This window comes from Bradyrhizobium sp. AZCC 1721, assembly GCF_036924715.1.
Taxonomy (GTDB): Bacteria; Pseudomonadota; Alphaproteobacteria; order Rhizobiales; family Xanthobacteraceae; genus Bradyrhizobium.
This window is the reverse complement of sequence record NZ_JAZHSB010000001.1, coordinates 530681-546795: the sequence shown is the minus strand read 5'-3', so window position 1 is coordinate 546795 and position 16115 is coordinate 530681. Positions and strand designations below refer to the sequence as shown.

General features: G+C 63.6%; 17 protein-coding genes. 10 read left to right on the top strand and 7 right to left on the bottom strand.

From position 1 onward, the window contains the following. Nucleotides 1-122 precede the first annotated feature (122 nt). Entirely contained in the window at nt 123-1121 is a 999-nt protein-coding gene (gene cobS / locus V1273_RS02590; protein ID WP_442894055.1) for a cobaltochelatase subunit CobS, read from the bottom strand. A 290-nt stretch (nt 1122-1411) separates the two neighbouring features. Here cobS and V1273_RS02585 point away from each other — a divergent pair, with 290 nt between their 5' ends. Then, entirely contained in the window at nt 1412-2071 is a 660-nt protein-coding gene (locus V1273_RS02585; RefSeq protein ID WP_334366116.1) for a DedA family protein, read from the top strand. Here V1273_RS02585 and V1273_RS02580 read toward each other — a convergent pair. Continuing rightward, nucleotides 2029-3246 carry a citrate synthase family protein gene (locus tag V1273_RS02580; RefSeq protein WP_334408616.1) on the bottom strand — a complete coding sequence of 406 codons (1218 nt, stop codon included), beginning with the start codon at nt 3244-3246 and terminating at the stop codon, nt 2029-2031. The two genes, V1273_RS02585 and V1273_RS02580, sit on opposite strands and share 43 nt — an antisense overlap. Before the next feature lie 73 nt (nt 3247-3319). Between V1273_RS02580 and V1273_RS02575 the strand changes: the two genes are divergently transcribed. Further along, nucleotides 3320-4411, top strand: a complete 1092-nt coding sequence (locus V1273_RS02575; RefSeq protein ID WP_334408615.1) for a citrate synthase/methylcitrate synthase — start codon at nt 3320-3322, stop codon at nt 4409-4411. 181 nt (nt 4412-4592) lie between these two features. Here the strand turns inward: V1273_RS02575 and V1273_RS02570 are convergent, their stop codons facing one another. Beyond that, nucleotides 4593-5240, bottom strand: coding sequence for a J domain-containing protein (locus V1273_RS02570; protein WP_065746619.1), 648 nt, complete (start codon nt 5238-5240; stop codon nt 4593-4595). A gap of 109 nt (nt 5241-5349) precedes the next feature. On the opposite strand from V1273_RS02570, the gene V1273_RS02565 reads away from it, so the two are divergent. Both V1273_RS02565 and V1273_RS02560 read left to right on the top strand, forming a co-directional pair. Next, entirely contained in the window at nt 5350-5625 is a 276-nt protein-coding gene (locus V1273_RS02565; RefSeq protein WP_334366113.1) for a BolA family protein, read from the top strand. 209 nt (nt 5626-5834) lie between these two features. Then, complete coding sequence (locus V1273_RS02560; RefSeq protein ID WP_334379452.1) at nt 5835-6248, top strand: hypothetical protein; 414 nt, start codon at nt 5835-5837, stop codon at nt 6246-6248. Between the two features lie 24 nt (nt 6249-6272). On the opposite strand, the gene V1273_RS02555 is transcribed toward V1273_RS02560, so the two are convergent. The 3 genes from V1273_RS02555 to V1273_RS02545 form a co-directional block, all read right to left on the bottom strand. Then, nucleotides 6273-7625, bottom strand: a complete 1353-nt coding sequence (locus tag V1273_RS02555) for a hemolysin family protein (RefSeq protein ID WP_334408614.1) — start codon at nt 7623-7625, stop codon at nt 6273-6275. A gap of 61 nt (nt 7626-7686) precedes the next feature. Further along, nucleotides 7687-8829 (bottom strand): 3-dehydroquinate synthase, encoded by a 1143-nt coding sequence (aroB, locus tag V1273_RS02550; protein ID WP_334408612.1) that lies wholly within the window; start codon nt 8827-8829, stop codon nt 7687-7689. Further along, a complete protein-coding gene (locus V1273_RS02545; protein ID WP_334366109.1) occupies nt 8826-9458 on the bottom strand; it encodes a shikimate kinase in 633 nt (210 codons plus the stop codon). Before V1273_RS02545 ends, aroB begins: the two co-directional genes overlap by 4 nt. A 142-nt stretch (nt 9459-9600) precedes the next feature. On the opposite strand from V1273_RS02545, the gene V1273_RS02540 reads away from it, so the two are divergent. Then, nucleotides 9601-9747: a histidine kinase gene (locus tag V1273_RS02540; RefSeq protein WP_334366108.1), complete on the top strand. Its 147-nt coding sequence runs from the start codon at nt 9601-9603 to the stop codon at nt 9745-9747. 4 nt (nt 9748-9751) lie between these two features. Here the strand turns inward: V1273_RS02540 and V1273_RS02535 are convergent, their stop codons facing one another. Next, nucleotides 9752-10333, bottom strand: coding sequence for a TetR/AcrR family transcriptional regulator (locus V1273_RS02535; protein WP_334366107.1), 582 nt, complete (start codon nt 10331-10333; stop codon nt 9752-9754). A 106-nt stretch (nt 10334-10439) separates the two neighbouring features. Here V1273_RS02535 and V1273_RS02530 point away from each other — a divergent pair, with 106 nt between their 5' ends. The 5 genes from V1273_RS02530 (at nt 10440) to V1273_RS02510 (ending at nt 16076) form a co-directional block, all read left to right on the top strand. Beyond that, nucleotides 10440-11483 carry an SDR family oxidoreductase gene (locus tag V1273_RS02530; RefSeq protein ID WP_334366106.1) on the top strand — a complete coding sequence of 348 codons (1044 nt, stop codon included), beginning with the start codon at nt 10440-10442 and terminating at the stop codon, nt 11481-11483. A gap of 96 nt (nt 11484-11579) precedes the next feature. Next, complete coding sequence (locus V1273_RS02525) at nt 11580-11990, top strand: nuclear transport factor 2 family protein (protein ID WP_334366105.1); 411 nt, start codon at nt 11580-11582, stop codon at nt 11988-11990. A 164-nt stretch (nt 11991-12154) separates the two neighbouring features. After that, nucleotides 12155-13114 (top strand): site-specific tyrosine recombinase XerD, encoded by a 960-nt coding sequence (gene xerD, locus V1273_RS02520; RefSeq protein ID WP_334408611.1) that lies wholly within the window; start codon nt 12155-12157, stop codon nt 13112-13114. A gap of 224 nt (nt 13115-13338) precedes the next feature. After that, a complete protein-coding gene (locus V1273_RS02515) occupies nt 13339-14301 on the top strand; it encodes an acetyl-CoA carboxylase carboxyltransferase subunit alpha (RefSeq protein WP_334366103.1) in 963 nt (320 codons plus the stop codon). Between the two features lie 293 nt (nt 14302-14594). Beyond that, nucleotides 14595-16076: a murein L,D-transpeptidase family protein gene (locus V1273_RS02510; protein WP_334408610.1), complete on the top strand. Its 1482-nt coding sequence runs from the start codon at nt 14595-14597 to the stop codon at nt 16074-16076. The last annotated feature ends 39 nt before the right edge of the window (nt 16077-16115 follow it).

The following is a 16115-nucleotide window of genomic DNA, read 5'->3' as shown; positions in this document are numbered from 1 at the left end:
CCCGTCGTCCCTGCGAAAGCAGGGACCCATAATCACCAGCGGTCGTCAATTCACCCGACGTTGGCAGCATCCTTCCATCGAAAGTCCTCGGCGTATGGGTTCCGCTTTCGCGGGAACGACAGCTACGAAAGCGCCACGTTCACCGAACTCTCGGGCAGTTCCTGGTTGAAGCAGCGCTGATAGAATTCGGCCACCAGCGGCCGCTCCAGTTCGTCACACTTGTTGAGGAAGGTGACGCGGAACGCGAAGCCGATATCGCCGAAGATGTCGGAGTTCTCGGCCCAAGTGATCACGGTGCGCGGGCTCATCACCGTCGACAAATCACCATTGGCGAATGCGTTACGGGTGAGATCGGCCAGCCGCACCATCTTGTTGACGATGTCGCGACCTTCCTGGGTGCGGTAGTGATGCGCCTTGGCCAGCACGATCTCGACTTCCTCGTCATGCGCCAGATAGTTCAGCGTGGTGACGATCGACCAGCGGTCCATCTGGCCCTGGTTGATCTGCTGGGTGCCGTGATAGAGGCCTGAGGTGTCGCCGAGGCCGACCGTGTTGGCGGTCGAAAACAGGCGGAACGCCGGGTGCGGCTTGATCACCTTGTTCTGGTCCAACAGCGTCAGGCGGCCGGAGACTTCCAGCACGCGCTGGATCACGAACATCACGTCGGGGCGGCCGGCGTCGTATTCGTCGAACACCAGCGCGATGTTGTGCTGCAGCGCCCAGGGCAGAATGCCGTCGCGGAATTCGGTAACCTGCTTGCCGTCCTTGATGACGATCGAGTCCTTGCCGACCAGATCGATACGGCTGATGTGGCTGTCCAGGTTGACGCGCACGCACGGCCAGTTCAGCCTTGCGGCGACCTGCTCGATATGGGTCGATTTGCCGGTGCCGTGGTAGCCGGTGACCATGACGCGGCGGTTCTTGGCGAAACCGGCGAGAATCGCGAGCGTGGTGGCGCGGTCGAAGCGGTAATCCGAATCGACTTCCGGCACATGCGGGTCGACTTCGGCATAGGCCGGCACTTCGAGGTCGCTGTCGATACCGAAAACCTGCCGGACCGACACCTTCATGTCGGGCAGTCCGACGGGCTCCGAAACTTTGCTCATGGCGGCGGTCGTCATCAATCCTCCGAGGTCCCGGGCGTTCCCGAAACCAGATCTGTCGAATGGCTGCGGATGGGGGCTAACGCGAACCTAGCAGAGAGCAGGGGCCGGCAGAAGCCCGCGGCGCAATCAAAGTTCCATTGCCTTATCATTGAGATAAGCCATCTCTCAGGTTTTTGGAGGGCTGCTCTGCGAATCACGCCGCACTTTTGCCGCCTTGGCCACCCGCCAAGCGCAAAACCGGCACTTTCAGCCCCTGCCCGGGCTTGGTAGCTCTGAGTTCAGCCCACCTATCGGACAGCAAGGTTGTGACTTCATTCCTCGATCCCGTGATTGCAGTCGTATCGGCCCATCCGTGGCTGGCCTACCTGACGCTATTTCTGGCGGCCTTTTTGGAAGCGATCCCGGTCGCAGGCGCGCTGGTGCCGGGCTCGACCATCATCCTTGCGCTGAGTGCGCTGGTGCCCGGCGGCGAACTGAAGCTGTGGGGCGTGCTGGCGGCCGCGATCGCCGGCGCCATACTCGGCGACGGCTCGGCGTTCTGGGCCGGCCATCGCTCGCAACGCGAAATTCTGGGCGCCTGGCCGATGTCGAAATATCCAGGCGTGATGGCGCAGAGCGAGACGTTCTTCCACCGCTGGGGAACGCTGGCGGTGTTGTTCGCGCGCTTTGTGCCGCCGATCCGCGCCTTCGTACCGGTCACGGCCGGCGCGCTCGGGATGTCGCCGGCAGTTTTCTTCGGCGTCAATATTCCCGCGGTACTCGCCTGGGCTTTGGCACATGTACTGCCAGGCGTGCTCGCGGTCTCGGCGTTACATGAATATGCCGGTCTGCCGCATCACCAACACACCGGCAAGCATCTGTGGATTCTGGCCGTGTTCGCGGCGGCGATCATCGCGCTCGGCGTCTGGACGCTGCGCCGCCGTCAGGCGCGGACGGGGCTCCGTCCCGGTGCGGGGCCGACATAGCGCGCGCGGGGCCGGATCAGCCGGCCATGACGCAATTGCTCGCAGGCATGCGCGATCCATCCGACCGTTCGCGCCATGGAAAACAACACCAGTTCATGGCCGGTCGGCAGGCCGAGTGTGTGCACCAGCACCGCAAGGGCATAGTCGATATTGACGAACTCGCCGGTCGCTTCGGCGATCCGCTCCGGGATTTCGTGGGTAAACTTACGGTCCGCGCCCGAGCGTGCCAACGCCTCCAAGAGCGCCCACGCACGGGGATCGCCATGCTTATAGACCCCATGACCAAAGCCCGCGAAGCGTTCGCCGAGCGCGACGCGCTCGCGGATGACGGGGGCGACCTCGCCACTGGCAAGCGTCTTCAGAAGCTGCGCCGCCAGCACGCCGGCGCCGCCGTGCTTCGGGCCTTTCAGCGCGACGAGACCGGCGATCATGGCATCGTAGAGATTTAGCCCGGTCGAGGCCGCGCAGCGCACCGTGAAGGTCGAGGCATTCAGCTCATGATCGGCCAGCAGCACCAGCGCGCGGCGGATCAGATCGGCCGCGTGCTTGTGCTCCGGCGCCCAGGCGCGTGCGATCTGCAAGTGAAGCGGCTTTGCCGAGAATTTGGCGTTCAGCATGGTCGCGACCACGAGGCGCATGATGCGGCCACCTAGCATCGCGCGCTCTTCGTCGGCGCGGGTGAAGGCCCGCGGGTCAGCCCTGGCGGCGAGCGCCAGCACGGCGATGGCGCGATCTATCGCATTAGCCCCACTTGCGGCCTCGGCCACTGCGCGCATTTCGTCCGACACAACGGGACAATTGTTCTGATCGAAGGGATCGACGCCCGTCACATCCCACAACAGCGTCGCGGCATGTTCGAGCGTGTCGCGCTCGGCGAGATCGATGCAGTTGACACCGCGATAGATCGCACCGTCCTCGGTGATGGTTGCGACGGCTGAGTCCATGACCGGCAGATCGGCGTCGAAGCTGCGCAGGCCGCGCGGCTCCGGCGACGGCGCGCGCCGCTCTTTCAGCGTGCGGACGTCCTCGGCCCGGTAGCGGTGGCTGCGAGAATCCTCCGCTGGTTCCGACCGGATCAAGCCACGGCTCACATAGGCGTAGAGGGTTGCCTGCGAGATCGCGAGTTCGGCGGAGGCCTCGCGGGCCGAGAGGTAAAGGCCGGAGGATTTTTTCATATTGATTTACATAATCAAGATTGATCAAGTTGTCGAGGGACCCGACCTTTGCAGCAGGCAAAGGAGAGCCCTCATGAACATGCAGATTTCCAAGACCCCGATCGGCCTCGACGGCATTCCGGCCGCCGAAACCGTCCTCAGCCATGTCGACGGCGAGCGCGGCGAACTGATCATCGCCGGCGAACGGGTCGGCGACCTCGCGGGCAAGTCGAGTTTTGAAGGCGTGACCGCGCGGCTGTGGAACGCCGCAATGAGAACCTCGCTCAACGAAGCCAATGTGCGCTTGAGGCTTGGGGCTGCGCGGGAACGCGCATTCGCACGGCTACCCGAATTGCTGCCGGCAACGCGTGGCATGTCGATTGTCGACGGCTTTCGCGCAGCCGTTGCCGGCCTGCGCGGCGAGAACGGACTTGAGCACGAGGCGACCATCGTCGGCGCGTTGCCTGTGATCGCCGGCGCGCTGCTGCAGCGGGCCAAAGGCGAGGACCCGATCGCGCCCGACCCGACCATTGGCCATGCCGCCGACACGCTGTCGATGCTGCGCGGCCGCAAAGCCGAACCGCGCGAGATCACCGCGCTGGACACCTACTTCGTCACGGTGTGCGACCACGGCATGAACGCGTCGACCTTCACGACGCGCGTCGTAGCCTCGACGCAAGCGGATTTGTTCGCAGCCATCACGGCCGGCTATTGCGCCCTGACCGGGCCATTGCATGGCGGCGCCCCTGAGCCGGTGCTGGAGATGCTGGATGCGATCGGCTCGACCGAGCGCATCAAGCCGTGGGTCGACAGCGCACTGGCCCGCGGCGAGCGGCTGATGGGATTCGGCCACCGCGTCTATCGCGTCCGCGACCCGCGCGCAGACGTGCTCAAGCGCGCGATCGAGCGGCTCGCAGGAGGCGGCACCGATCTGCCGTTCGCGGGCGAGGTCGAGGCCTACATCCGCGACGCATTGCGGCGGAAAAACCCCGACCGCCCGCTCGACACCAATGTGGAATTCTTCACCGCAATCCTGCTCGACGCGCTGAAAATTCCGCGACAGGCGTTTACGCCGATATTTGCGGTGGCGCGCGCCGCAGGCTGGACCGCGCATGCCCGCGAGCAGCAGCGTGGCGGCCGGCTGATCCGGCCGAGTTCGGCGTATGTCGGGCCGATGCCAGGGTGAGCGGGACCAAAACTTCGTACAGGGCAGCAGCGGAGCCAAAATCTCCGCTGTCGTCCCTGCGAACGCAGGGACCCATACGCCGCGGCGCGTGGATAGGGCATACGGGTAGACAGCTTTCTCTATCGATTAGTGCCGGTGGTTATGGGCCCCTGCGTTCGCAGGGGCGACGATGAATAGCGCGCTACGCCCGTACCACCGTCTTCAAATAATTATACGCCTTGATGATCTCGATCAGGCGGTCCTCGGTGGAGCGGTCGCCGCCATTGGCGTCGGGATGGTGCTGCTTGACCAGCGCCTTGTACTTGGCCTTGACGTCATCGAGCGTTGCCTCGGCGGAAAGCCCCATCACCTGCAGCGCCTTGCGCTCGGCGTTCATCACCTTGCGCGTCTCGGCCTTGGCCTGCGCGCCCGGGCCGGGTCGCCAGCGGCCGCGGCCGTTGAGCTCGGAGAACATGCTGAACGGATCGGCGGCGCCGTCAAAGTCCTCGGCGCTGGGCTGCTTGCCCTTCTTGCCGGCGGTGTTGGCGCCCATCTTCCAGGTCGGGCGATGGCCGGTCAGCGCATCCTTCTGGTAGCGCGCGACGGCATCGGCGTTCATCCCCTGGAAGAAATTGTAGGACTGGTTGTATTCGCGCACATGGTTGAGACAGAAGTGCCAGTACTCGCGGGAATTCTCCCGGCCCTTGGGCGCCCGGTGCGGGCCCTTGTTCTGGCAGCCCGCCCACTCGCACATGGCGGCTTCCTCGCGCGCCTGCGCCTGCTGCTTCGCACTCAGCTTGTTGGGCTTGATGCGAATGGAATCGAAGAACTTGGATGAATCAATCGGCATGGCTGACTTTGACTACGCAATGCGCAAGGCTTCAAGTCTTGACATTGCGAATACCTCTATTCGGATGCGCCATTGACCGGAAGCCGACACAGAATTATCTGCCACCATCATGAGCACCAGGGACATTATCATAAACAAGTTGCGTGAAGCTTTCTTGCCGGAAAGCCTCGACGTCGCGGACGAATCTCATCTGCATGAGGGCCACGCCGGCCACAGGCCTGGAGGCGAGACGCATTTCAGGGTTTATATTGTGTCTCCGGCCTTCGAAGGGAAGAGCCGCGTTGAACGCCACCGCATGGTAAACACGGCGCTTGACGCGGAACTCAAGGGCTCCGTCCATGCACTCGCCATCAAGGCGCAGGCGCCCCGGGAAGGTCAGGGCTGAAGAACCCAACCCGATCTTGAAGTGCGCCGACAGGCCGAAGACCTGTGGCTTTTGCTCAAGATCGCGCAGACGGCACAACCGTTTTGATCTATCTGTTGACTGCCAGGGCGATGGGCGCAGTTCCATCCGAACCGGGCCGTAGCGGCCCCAATCCCATCGCCGCTCGATAGGGTCGTCCGATGCAGCATTGGGTACGCTTCAGATGGGCCGTGGCCGTGATAGTCCTGGTTGCAGTCTCGTCAACCAAGGCACACGCGCTGGACATGCCGAGCCCCTTTGTCCAGGAAGTGCTGATCAAGAGCATTCTCGTGACGCTCAACGACGCGGTGGCATCGGACAATTTCACGGTCCTGCACGCCAAGATTTCAAAGCCGTTCCGCGATCAGTTTCCGCCCGACAAGCTGCGGGCTGTCTTCAAGGACCTGGTCGAGAAGCACGCCGTGTTCGACGCGATCGTCGCCAGCCCGGTCATTCCGGAGGAGGACGCAAAGATCGATGACAAGGGCGTGCTGCGCCTGAAGGGCCGCTTCGACACCACGCCGAAAAAGGTGAAGTACCAGCTCGGCTTCATTCCCTCCGACGGCCAATGGAAGCTCAGCGGCGTCACCATCGATATTGAATAGCTGACGCCGTTATGGCGCCGACGTTCAGAACGCCGTCCCTGCCCGCTTCGGCTTCGGATACTCCGCGTCGGTTTCGCGCGGCAGCGGCGTGATCTTCAGCGCCGTAATGCGGTTGCGCTCGCGGCGCAGCACGCGGAAACGGCAGCCGTGGAAGGTAAAATTCTGGCCGCGTTCGGGGATCGAGCGCGCCTCGTGAATCACGAGGCCGGCGACCGTCGTCGCCTCCTCATCGGGCAGATGCCAGTTCATGGCGCGGTTGAGGTCGCGGATCGGCACGGAGCCATCCACCACCACAGAGCCGTCGGCCTGGACGCGGACGCCGGCGACCACAACGTCATGCTCGTCGGAAATATCGCCGACGATTTCTTCCAGGACGTCCTCCAGCGTCACCATGCCTTCGACCTCGCCATATTCGTCGACGACGAGCGCGAAATGGGTCTTGCGGCGGCGGAACGCCTTCAACTGTTCGGACAGGGGCCGCATCTCCGGCACGAACCAGGGCGGCAGCATGATCGCCGAAACGTCGATGCGCGAGGTGTCGCCTTCGGACGCACGGATCGCGCGCAGCAGATCCTTGGCGTGCAGCACGCCGATGATGTTCTCCGGCTTGTCGCGCCACAGGGGGATGCGGGTGTATTCGGTCGCCAGCACCTCGCGCACCAGTTCGTCCGGCGGCAGGTCGGCGTTGATCATCACCATCGCGGTGCGGTGGACCATGACATCAGATACGGCGAGATCGCCGAAGCGGAAGACGTTGTGGATGTACTCGGCCTCGCCGCTTTCGATGCCGCCGTGCACGGCCGATTCCTCCACGAGGCCCTCGATTTCGGAATCGGTGAGGATTTCGTGCTGGGAGGATTCCTTGACGCCGAACATGCGCAGGATCCCGCGGGAGGCGGCGTTGAGCAGCCAGTTGAGCGGATAGAACACCAGATAGGACAAATAGAGCGGGTACGCGATCCATTGCGAGACCGGCGTCGGCTGGCGGATCGCAAATGTCTTCGGCACCTGCTCGCCGATCACGATGTGCAGCGAGGAGAACACCAAAAAGCCCGCCAGGAACGAGACGAAGTGCAGCGTACGTTCCGACATTCCGAGCGGAACAAGCAGCGGCTCGAGCAGCGCCGAAACGGTGGGCTCGCCGACCCAGCCGAGACCGAGGGAAGCCATGGTGATGCCGAGTTGGCAGCAGGCGAGATAGGCCTCGATATTGCCCATCATGCCATGCAGCAGGCGCGCGCCGAACCGGTCCTGCTCGACCATTGCCCTGATGCGAAACCCGCGGCTCTTGACCAGCGCAAACTCGGCGGCCACGTAAAACGCGTTGGCGGCGAGCAGCAAGATCGCCAGCAGCAGATTGAACGCGGTCGAACTCATATATTCCTCGTGACGGCTCCGGCCCCGCGCAACGCTTGCGTCAAGCCGCCCGATAATCCCGTCATCCCGACAACTTCTGTTGCAGGAAATCGCGAACCAGCGCCGGCTCGACGTCGTTTGCAACCACCGCGCGGCCGATCGCCTGCAGCAGAATGAAGGTCAGCTTGCCGCGCTTGACCTTCTTGTCCTGCGCCATCAGCGCCATCAGGGCGTCGGCATCGGCCAGCCCTTCCTGGGCAAAGCCTGCGATGTCCTGCAAATGGGTCGGCAGGCCAACGGAAGCAAGATGGCGCTCGACCCGGGTGGCCTCGACCTCGGAGATCATGCCGAGTTTCGCTGAAAACTCCGCCGCCAGCACCATGCCGACGGAGACGCCCTCGCCGTGGAACAGGCGGTCGGAAAAGCCGGTCGCGGCCTCCAGCGCATGGCCGAAGGTGTGGCCGAGATTGAGCAGCGCGCGCTCGCCATTTTCGCGCTCATCGCGGGAGACGATCGCGGCCTTGGCGCGGCAGGAGGTTGCAATCGCGTGCTCGCGCGCCGCGCCACCGGAGAAGATGTCGGCATGGTTGGCTTCGAGCCAGGTGAAAAAGGCTTCATCGCCGAGCACGCCATATTTGGCGACCTCGGCGTAGCCGGCGCGGAACTGGCGCGGCGACAGCGTGTCGAGCACCGACGTATCGGCGATCACCAGCACCGGCTGATGAAACGCGCCAAGCAAATTCTTGCCCTGCGGCGAATTGATGCCGGTCTTGCCGCCGACCGAGGAATCGACCTGGGCCAAAAGCGAGGTCGGCACCTGCACGAAATCGACACCGCGGCGCAGGATCGCCGCCGCGAAACCGGCGAGATCGCCGACCACGCCGCCGCCGAGCGCGATCACCAGATCGTTGCGCTCGATCTTCGCCGCGATCAGCGCTTCGGAGACCTTTTCGAGACCGGCATAGGTCTTTGACACCTCGCCTTCCTCGACGATCACGCGTGACATCGGGATGCCGGCTTCGGTAAGCGAGCGCTCGGTTTGCTCCAACCAGTGCTTTGCGACGGTGCGGTCGGTGACGATGGCGGTTCGCACGCCAGGACGCAGCGCAGCAACGCGCGCGCCGAGCGTATCCAGCACGCCGCGGCCGATCACGATGTCATAGGCGCGGTCGCCGAGGGCGACGTCGACCGTGATGTCGGCGGAATGTTTCAGCGGCGCAGTCATGGCGTGACGTTCATCCCGTCGGTTGTTGGCTGGGCGGCCGGGGCGCCGGCACACAGCCGGGCGCGCAGGGCCTCGATGCATTCGTCGACGATTCGGTCGTGCGGCACGTCGCGAGACAGAATGGTCACGTCGGCGCTCCGGTAGACCGGCTCGCGCGCTTCGAGCAGACGGCTGACGGTGGCAGTCGGATCCTCGGTCTGCAGCAGCGGCCGGTCGGCGCGGCGCCTCACGCGCTTCATGATGACGTCGACGTCCGCCTTGAGCCAGATCGAGACCGCCTTGTCGCGGATGCGATTGCGGGTGTCCTCGCGCATAAAGGCGCCGCCGCCGGTGGCGATCACGGCGGGGCCGCTGTCGAGCAGCCGCGCAATCACCCGCGCCTCGCCGTCCCGGAAATGCGGCTCGCCGTGGGTTTCGAAAATATCCGGAATCGACATCCCGGCGGCCGCCTCGATCTCGATATCGGCGTCGAGAAATGGCAGCCGCAGCCGCGCCGCCAGCCGGCGGCCGATGGTCGACTTGCCGGCCCCCATCATGCCAACCAGCACAACCGAACGCCGTCCCAGGGCCGACATAATGTCGGCCTCCTGGGGGGCGCTCGCCTGGGCCGGTGCGACGGTCTCGGACATCAAAAAGCTCTGTGGTTTTGCGGATTTCCACCGCTTCGTGACACCTATACTACCCCGACTGACGCAGTTGCCAGAGACTCTTGCCACGGCGAAGGGAACATGTTGGATGATTTCATTGGTTAATTCGCCGCCCTGAGCCCCTATGCCCAGCTTGTTCCGCTTTCTGACGGTCGTCGGCGTGATAGCCGGGGTGATCTATGGCGTGGTTTTCGCGCTGGCGAATTTCGTCAATCCAAGCCCCCGGGAAATGACGGTTACCATTCCCGCAGACAAGTTCCTCAAGAGATAGCAAGTTAGCGACTCAGCGCTTTGCGCAGTAGACGCAGGAACAGCCGCGTATCTTCGAGCAGATCGTGGCCCGCCACTTGCGCGTCCTTGATACCCTCCATGGCCGCAACAATGATGGCGGCTACATCGGCAGGCGTGGCATGCAGAGCATCCAAGGTGATCGCACCTGTCGCCTGCGCATTGGTTAGCGCTTGGGCAAGGAGGGCCACCAACTCGGCGCGCGCCGCCAGCGTGACGTCTCGGGCCAACGCCATGTTTGTTTCGAACAGTTCCGCCGCGTCGCCGCTGCCGGTGAAAGGCGCGATTAACTCGCGCTGGAAGGCGGCAATTGCCGCCTCAATCCGACTGAAAACATCGCCGTCACCAGCGAGCGCGGCTTCGACCTTTCGCATCGCCCGGGCGTGCGCCCGCGCCGACCCCGCCCGAAACAGTTCTTCTTTGCTGTTGAAGCTTAGATAGAGCGCCGCGCGAGACATGCCCGCGGCGCGCGCGATGTCGGCCATAGACGTCTTGCGAAAACCGTGACGGACAAAGACCGGGAGCGCCGCGTCGAGAATAGCCTCAGATTTTTGGTCGCTCTGATTCATCCGAGACAGATTGACAGCATTTGTCTAATCCGTCAAAAGACGATTAGACAACAACTGTCCACCTGTCTAATGACGGCCATCGGTAGCCCTAAAGGATCGAATCGACATGCCTAACAAGTTGAATGATCCCGCGGCCGCTACGGTGCTCGTCACCGGCATCGGCGGATTTCTCGGCGGACATATCGCGAGGCAATTGCTGGCGAGCGGCTTTCGCGTTCGCGGCACCGTCCGTAGCCTTACCGCCTGTGACCGGATCAGGAGCCAGCTTGGTGTCGCCGCGCCCGCTCACGCCGAGGCGCTTAGCTTTGTTCAGGCCGATCTTTGCTCCGATGCCGGTTGGGATGCCGCGGTAGATGGGTGCCGCTATGTCATCCACGCCGCCTCGCCGTTCCCGGCGGGCCTGCCAAGGGACGCGGAAGAATTGATCGAGACCGCGCGAGACGGCGCGCTACGAGTGCTGCGCGCGGCCCATCATGCCGGTGTCGCGCGTGTGGTGCTGACATCCTCGGTCGCCGCTACCAATCATGGCAACGGTCAGGCTCCCTATACCGAGAGCGACTGGACTAATCCGACCAGCGCGCGGGCCACGCCTTACTACAGGTCGAAAACGCTGGCCGAACAGGCGGCGTGGACCTTTGCCAAGGAGACCGGACTCGATCTGGCCGTCATCAACCCGGGCATGATCTTCGGTCCGCTGCTTAGTCCGCAATACGGCACATCGGTCGGGCTGATCCAGCAAATGATGAGCGGCAAGCTGAAGCGTGTCCCGCGCTTCGGCTTCGCGGTCGTGGACGTGCGCGATGCGGCCGATGCCCATATCCGCGCCATGACCTGTCCGGATGCCTCCGGCCAGCGCTTCATCATCGGCGGAGGATTTTTCTGGTTGAGAGAACTGGCCGCCGTGCTGGCAAAATCGTTCCCAGCCTATGCTCCCGATTTGCCCGGCGGCGAAGTGCCGAACTGGATGGTGAGGGCAATGGCTCCGTTCAGCCCGCGTTCGCGCATGATCATTCATGAACTCGATCGCGACCTCAGCGTAAGCGCGGCCAAGGCGCATCGCGTGCTGAACTGGAGACCGCGGCCCGACGAGGACTGCATTCGCGCCAGCGCACAAAGCCTGATCGACTATGGCCTGATCACCAAGGCGTAGAGCGGCAGCCCCGTTACTCGCGCAATCAGGGTCAACCCGCAGGTTGCGCCGTCGCAACGCATTCTAATCCTCCCCTTACAGAATTGGACAACACCGATGCCAACGCACACCACCGACATGGACGGCTCGCCGGAAGCCGAGCACATCCGCAACGCCGAACGGTCCCGGCTTCGCGCCCTCGTCGCCGGCGACATGGAGGCGGCAGGGCCGCTTCATGCGTCGGAGTTCCAGTTGATTACGCCGATCGGAATGCCGCTATCCAAGGACGAATATCTGGGTGCGATCACGAGCGGCCAGATCAAATATCTCATGTGGGAACCCGGACCTATCGCCGTGCGGCAGCACAAGGGCCATGCCGTGATCCGGTATCGCGCCAGGCTCGAGATCGTGTTCGGTGGCCACCAGGTCGCACCCGGCGAATACTGGCACACCGACACTTACGAATATCGCGACGGGCGGTGGATGGTCGTCTGGTCGCAGGCCACGGCGATCAGTCAAATGTCCTAGAGACTTTCGGTTCTGATTGAATCAGAACCGGGCTGCTTTGACGCATTTTCTTAACGCGAACCGGTGTCCACTTCGCTTGAAAACGGTCTGGCCTTCCGAACGCTGCGTCCAGGCGCGTGTTTGAAAAGCCTCCGTCCTGCCCGGATCATGCGGTATCATAGCGAATGCGCACGACACCCTCCGACGCGAAGCTGATCAACCTGTTCCTCGACATGCTCGCGGCGGAACAGGGGGCGGGCGACAATACGCTCGACGCATATCGGCGCGACCTCACAGATTTCTCCGAATTTCTTGGGCAAGCCGGCCAGAACTTTACCCGTGCCGGGACTGACGTGCTGCGCGACTACCTCGCCGATCTCGATACCCGCGGCTTCAAATCCTCCAGCGTGGCGCGGCGGCTGTCGGCGATGCGGCATCTGTTCCGCTTCCTGCTCAACGAGCGCATCCGCGCCGACGATCCGGCGGCGATCCTGTCCGGCCCGAAGCGCGGCCGCGGGCTGCCGAAGGTGCTGTCGATATCGGATGTCGACCGGATGCTGACGCGGGCCAAGCAATTGACCGAGGCCGAGAACGCCTCGCCGCAACAGCGGCTGCGCGCGATGCGGCTGTATTGCCTGCTGGAAGTGCTCTACGCCACCGGCTTGCGCGTCTCGGAGCTGGTGGCGCTGCCGCTATCGGCCGCGCGGCGCGATGCCCGCATGATCATGGTGCGCGGCAAGGGCAACAAGGAACGGCTGGTGCCGCTCAACGAAGCCTCAAGGCAGGCGATGGCAGATTACCTCGCCGCCATGGAAGCGCTCAGGCCCGAGAAGAAGAAAAACGCCGCCGTATCGAAGTGGCTGTTTCCCTCCTTCGGCGAGAGCGGCCATCTGACGCGCCAGCACTTTGCGCGCGACTTGAAGGAACTGGCAGCGGCGTCAGGCCTGGCGCCGCGGCTGGTCTCGCCGCACGTGCTGCGCCACGCCTTTGCCAGCCATCTGCTGCATAACGGCGCGGACCTGCGCATCGTGCAGACCCTGCTCGGCCACACTGACATCTCGACCACGCAAATCTATACCCATGTGGTCGAGGAACGGCTGAAGAGCCTGGTGCGCGACCTGCATCCGCTGGCGGAGAAGTCGTAGTCGTCCCTGCGAAACACAGGGATGACAGGTAAATGAACTCCCGCCTTGACTTCCGCGGCTTCTCCCCCGAAACAGCCATCCCGCCCGTGGCCTTGTTTGGCGCGCTTTCGGCGAACCGGGCTATCCGGACCGAGACGCGCGCTAAGTCATTGAAGATGCGTGCTTTCCTGGGGTGAATCGAAAACCGCTTCGCCTCACAGCGCGTTGTTACCTATATTGTCTTGATGCCGGAACAGATGCGCAGCTATCTCGACTTCGAAAAACCAGTCGCCGAACTCGAGTCCAAGATCGACGAATTGCGCGCGCTGGCGGCGTCCGGCAGCGACATCGGCGACGAGATTGCGCGCATCGAGGACAAGGCGTCCCAGGCGCTGGCCGATCTCTACGCCAATTTGACGCCGTGGCAGAAGACGCTGGTGGCACGCCATCCGCAGCGCCCGCACTTCACCGATTTCGTTAATGCGCTGATCACGGACTTCACGCCGATGGCGGGCGACCGCAAATTCGGCGAGGACGAGGCCCTGATGGGTGGCTTCGGCCGCTTCCGCGGCGAGAGCATCTGCGTCGTCGGCCAGGAAAAGGGCGCCTCGACCGAGGGTCGCATCAAGCATAATTTCGGCATGGCCCGGCCTGAAGGCTATCGCAAAGCCGTGCGGCTGATGGAGCTGGCCGATCGTTTCGGCATTCCCGTGCTGTCGATCGTCGATTCCGCCGGCGCCTATCCTGGCATCGGCGCTGAGGAACGCGGCCAGGCGGAAGCCATCGCGCGCTCCACCGACGCCTGCCTATCGCTCGGCGTACCCAATGTCGCAATCGTCACCGGCGAAGGCATGTCCGGCGGCGCGATCGCCATCACCACCGCGAATAAGGTCTTGATGTTCGAACACGCGATCTACAGCGTGATCTCGCCGGAGGCGGCCTCCTCGATCCTGTGGCGCGACGGCACCAAGGCGCAGGAAGCTGCCACCAGCATGAAGATCACCGCGCAGGACATGCTGCGATTCGGCGTGATCGACCAGATCCTGAAAGAGCCCGCCGGCGGCGCCCATCGCGATTCTGCCGCCATGATCTCGGCCACCGGCGATGCCATCGCGGAGGCCTTCAACGATCTCCGCAATCTCGACGCGGATGCTGTCCGCCGGCATCGGCGGCAGAAATTCCTCGATATCGGCCGCAAGCTCGGCTGATCGCTTCGTCCGTGTCTACGCCGCCTCGGTAAGTTCGCTCGAGCCTACTCGCCCCAATGGATTAACGACCTCTAAACGGCCATTATTTTTGCCAGCGCGCATGATTCGGCCGCAATTAGGCCCCGAGCCCAGTCTTTAGTTTTTGTTGACCGTGCCTGCCGCGGCAGCCGCTGGACGGCGTCGTTCGGGTTGCGGCGCAGGGGGGCAATGGGTAGTATTTTAGACAATGGCTTCAGGGCATGTCGCTGTTGATTTGGGGTGCGAGAATGCCCGGTGGGTGTGGAGCTTAGCCTTTGATTAACCGCTCGCTGGTTCGCGCGCTCGTCACGTCGGCTGTCCTCGTGGGCGCAGGCGTGTTGATGGCCGGCTGCAACAGTGACGGCATCTCGCTGGCCAACAACGCCAAGGCCAACCAGCCAGTCCCGCCAAAACTGATCGCCGACATGACGGCGAAGGACATGGACCTGCAGTCCCCGATCCTGGTCCGGCTGTTCAAGCAGGAAGCCGAATTGGAGATCTGGAAGCAGGACCGCTCCGGCCGTTTCGCGCTGTTGAAGACGTATCCGATCTGCCGCTGGTCGGGCGATCTCGGCCCAAAGGTTCGCGAAGGCGACCGCCAGGCGCCGGAAGGCTTCTACTCGATCTCGCCGGCGCAGATGAACCCGCAGTCGGCCTATTACCTCTCCTTCAACACCGGCTATCCCAATGCGTTCGACAAAGCATTGGGACGCACCGGCTCGCAGTTGATGGTGCATGGCGACTGCTCCTCGCGCGGCTGCTACGCGATGACCGACGAGCAGATTGCGGAAATCTATTCGCTGGGCCGCGAATCCTTCTTTGGCGGCCAGAAGTCGTTCCAGTTGCAGGCCTACCCGTTCCGGATGACGCCGGCCAATATGGCCAAGCACCGCAACAACCCGCACATGCCGTTCTGGAAAATGATCAAGGAAGGCAATGATCATTTCGAGGTGACGCGGCAGGAGCCGAAGGTCGATTTCTGCGAAAAGAAATACGTGTTCGATGCGGTCAAGCCGCCGGGCGCCACCAAGGACCCGGTGTTCGAGGCATCCTCCAAGTGTCCCGCCTATGCGATATCAGATGAAATCGCCGACGCCGTGCGCGAGAAGCAGGCGACCGATATTGCCGAGACCGCGCGGCTGATCGCAAAGGGAACGCCGATGGCGCGGATCAACACCGGCATCGACGGCGGCATGCACAAGGTGTTCGCCGCCCGCGTCCCCGAAGGCAGCACCGGGCTTTCGGAGCCCGGCGACGGCTCAAGCCTGTCGCTGATGGCACGCGCGCCAGGCACCGTTCCCTCCCACGTCAATCCGCCCAAAGCTCCGTCCGAAAACTTGCTGATGGGTCCGCCGGAGCAGCCGAAACTGGCCGCAGTACCGGCTGCTGCTCCTGCCTCTGCCCCGACTTCGACGCGGGTCGCCAATGCGGCGCCGCCGACTGAGCAGAATGACGGTTTCTTCTCCAGCCTCGCCCGCAAGGTTGGCCTGGGCGGCGCAGCCGACGCCACCGCCAGCACGCCACCGTCCAAGCCGAAGGCGGCGACCGAGGCCAAGCAGCCGCCGCGTCCTGAAGCCGCTGCGCCGAAGACGACGGCAGCGAAGCCCGACGTCAAACACGCCGCCGCCAGCCGCCCGCCGCTGAAACCGTCAGTGTCGGATGGCCCGGCACCTGCCGCCAAGGACAATCAAGTCGCAGGCTCTGCACCGATCATGTCCACGAACTCGTTCGACAGCCGCTTCGGGGCGGTGAAGTAAGGCGCGGCAACACTTTCATAGCCGGATCAGCCATCGACG

Bases quoted from the DNA above. Each gene is read 5' to 3' on its own strand.
- V1273_RS02525 (WP_334366105.1), top strand. From the start codon at position 11,580: ATGCCAACGCACACCACCGACATGGACGGCTCGCCGGAAGCCGAGCAC.
- xerD (WP_334408611.1), top strand. From the start codon at position 12,155: ATGCGCACGACACCCTCCGACGCGAAGCTGATCAACCTGTTCCTCGAC.
- cobS (WP_442894055.1), bottom strand. From the start codon at position 1,121: ATGACGACCGCCGCCATGAGCAAAGTTTCGGAGCCCGTCGGACTGCCC.
- V1273_RS02575 (WP_334408615.1), top strand. From the start codon at position 3,320: ATGAACATGCAGATTTCCAAGACCCCGATCGGCCTCGACGGCATTCCG.
- V1273_RS02540 (WP_334366108.1), top strand. From the start codon at position 9,601: ATGCCCAGCTTGTTCCGCTTTCTGACGGTCGTCGGCGTGATAGCCGGG.
- V1273_RS02570 (WP_065746619.1), bottom strand. From the start codon at position 5,240: ATGCCGATTGATTCATCCAAGTTCTTCGATTCCATTCGCATCAAGCCC.
- aroB (WP_334408612.1), bottom strand. From the start codon at position 8,829: ATGACTGCGCCGCTGAAACATTCCGCCGACATCACGGTCGACGTCGCC.
- V1273_RS02565 (WP_334366113.1), top strand. From the start codon at position 5,350: ATGAGCACCAGGGACATTATCATAAACAAGTTGCGTGAAGCTTTCTTG.
- V1273_RS02515 (WP_334366103.1), top strand. From the start codon at position 13,339: ATGCCGGAACAGATGCGCAGCTATCTCGACTTCGAAAAACCAGTCGCC.
- V1273_RS02580 (WP_334408616.1), bottom strand. From the start codon at position 3,246: ATGAAAAAATCCTCCGGCCTTTACCTCTCGGCCCGCGAGGCCTCCGCC.
- V1273_RS02530 (WP_334366106.1), top strand. From the start codon at position 10,440: ATGCCTAACAAGTTGAATGATCCCGCGGCCGCTACGGTGCTCGTCACC.
- V1273_RS02535 (WP_334366107.1), bottom strand. From the start codon at position 10,333: ATGAATCAGAGCGACCAAAAATCTGAGGCTATTCTCGACGCGGCGCTC.
- V1273_RS02545 (WP_334366109.1), bottom strand. From the start codon at position 9,458: ATGTCCGAGACCGTCGCACCGGCCCAGGCGAGCGCCCCCCAGGAGGCC.
- V1273_RS02555 (WP_334408614.1), bottom strand. From the start codon at position 7,625: ATGAGTTCGACCGCGTTCAATCTGCTGCTGGCGATCTTGCTGCTCGCC.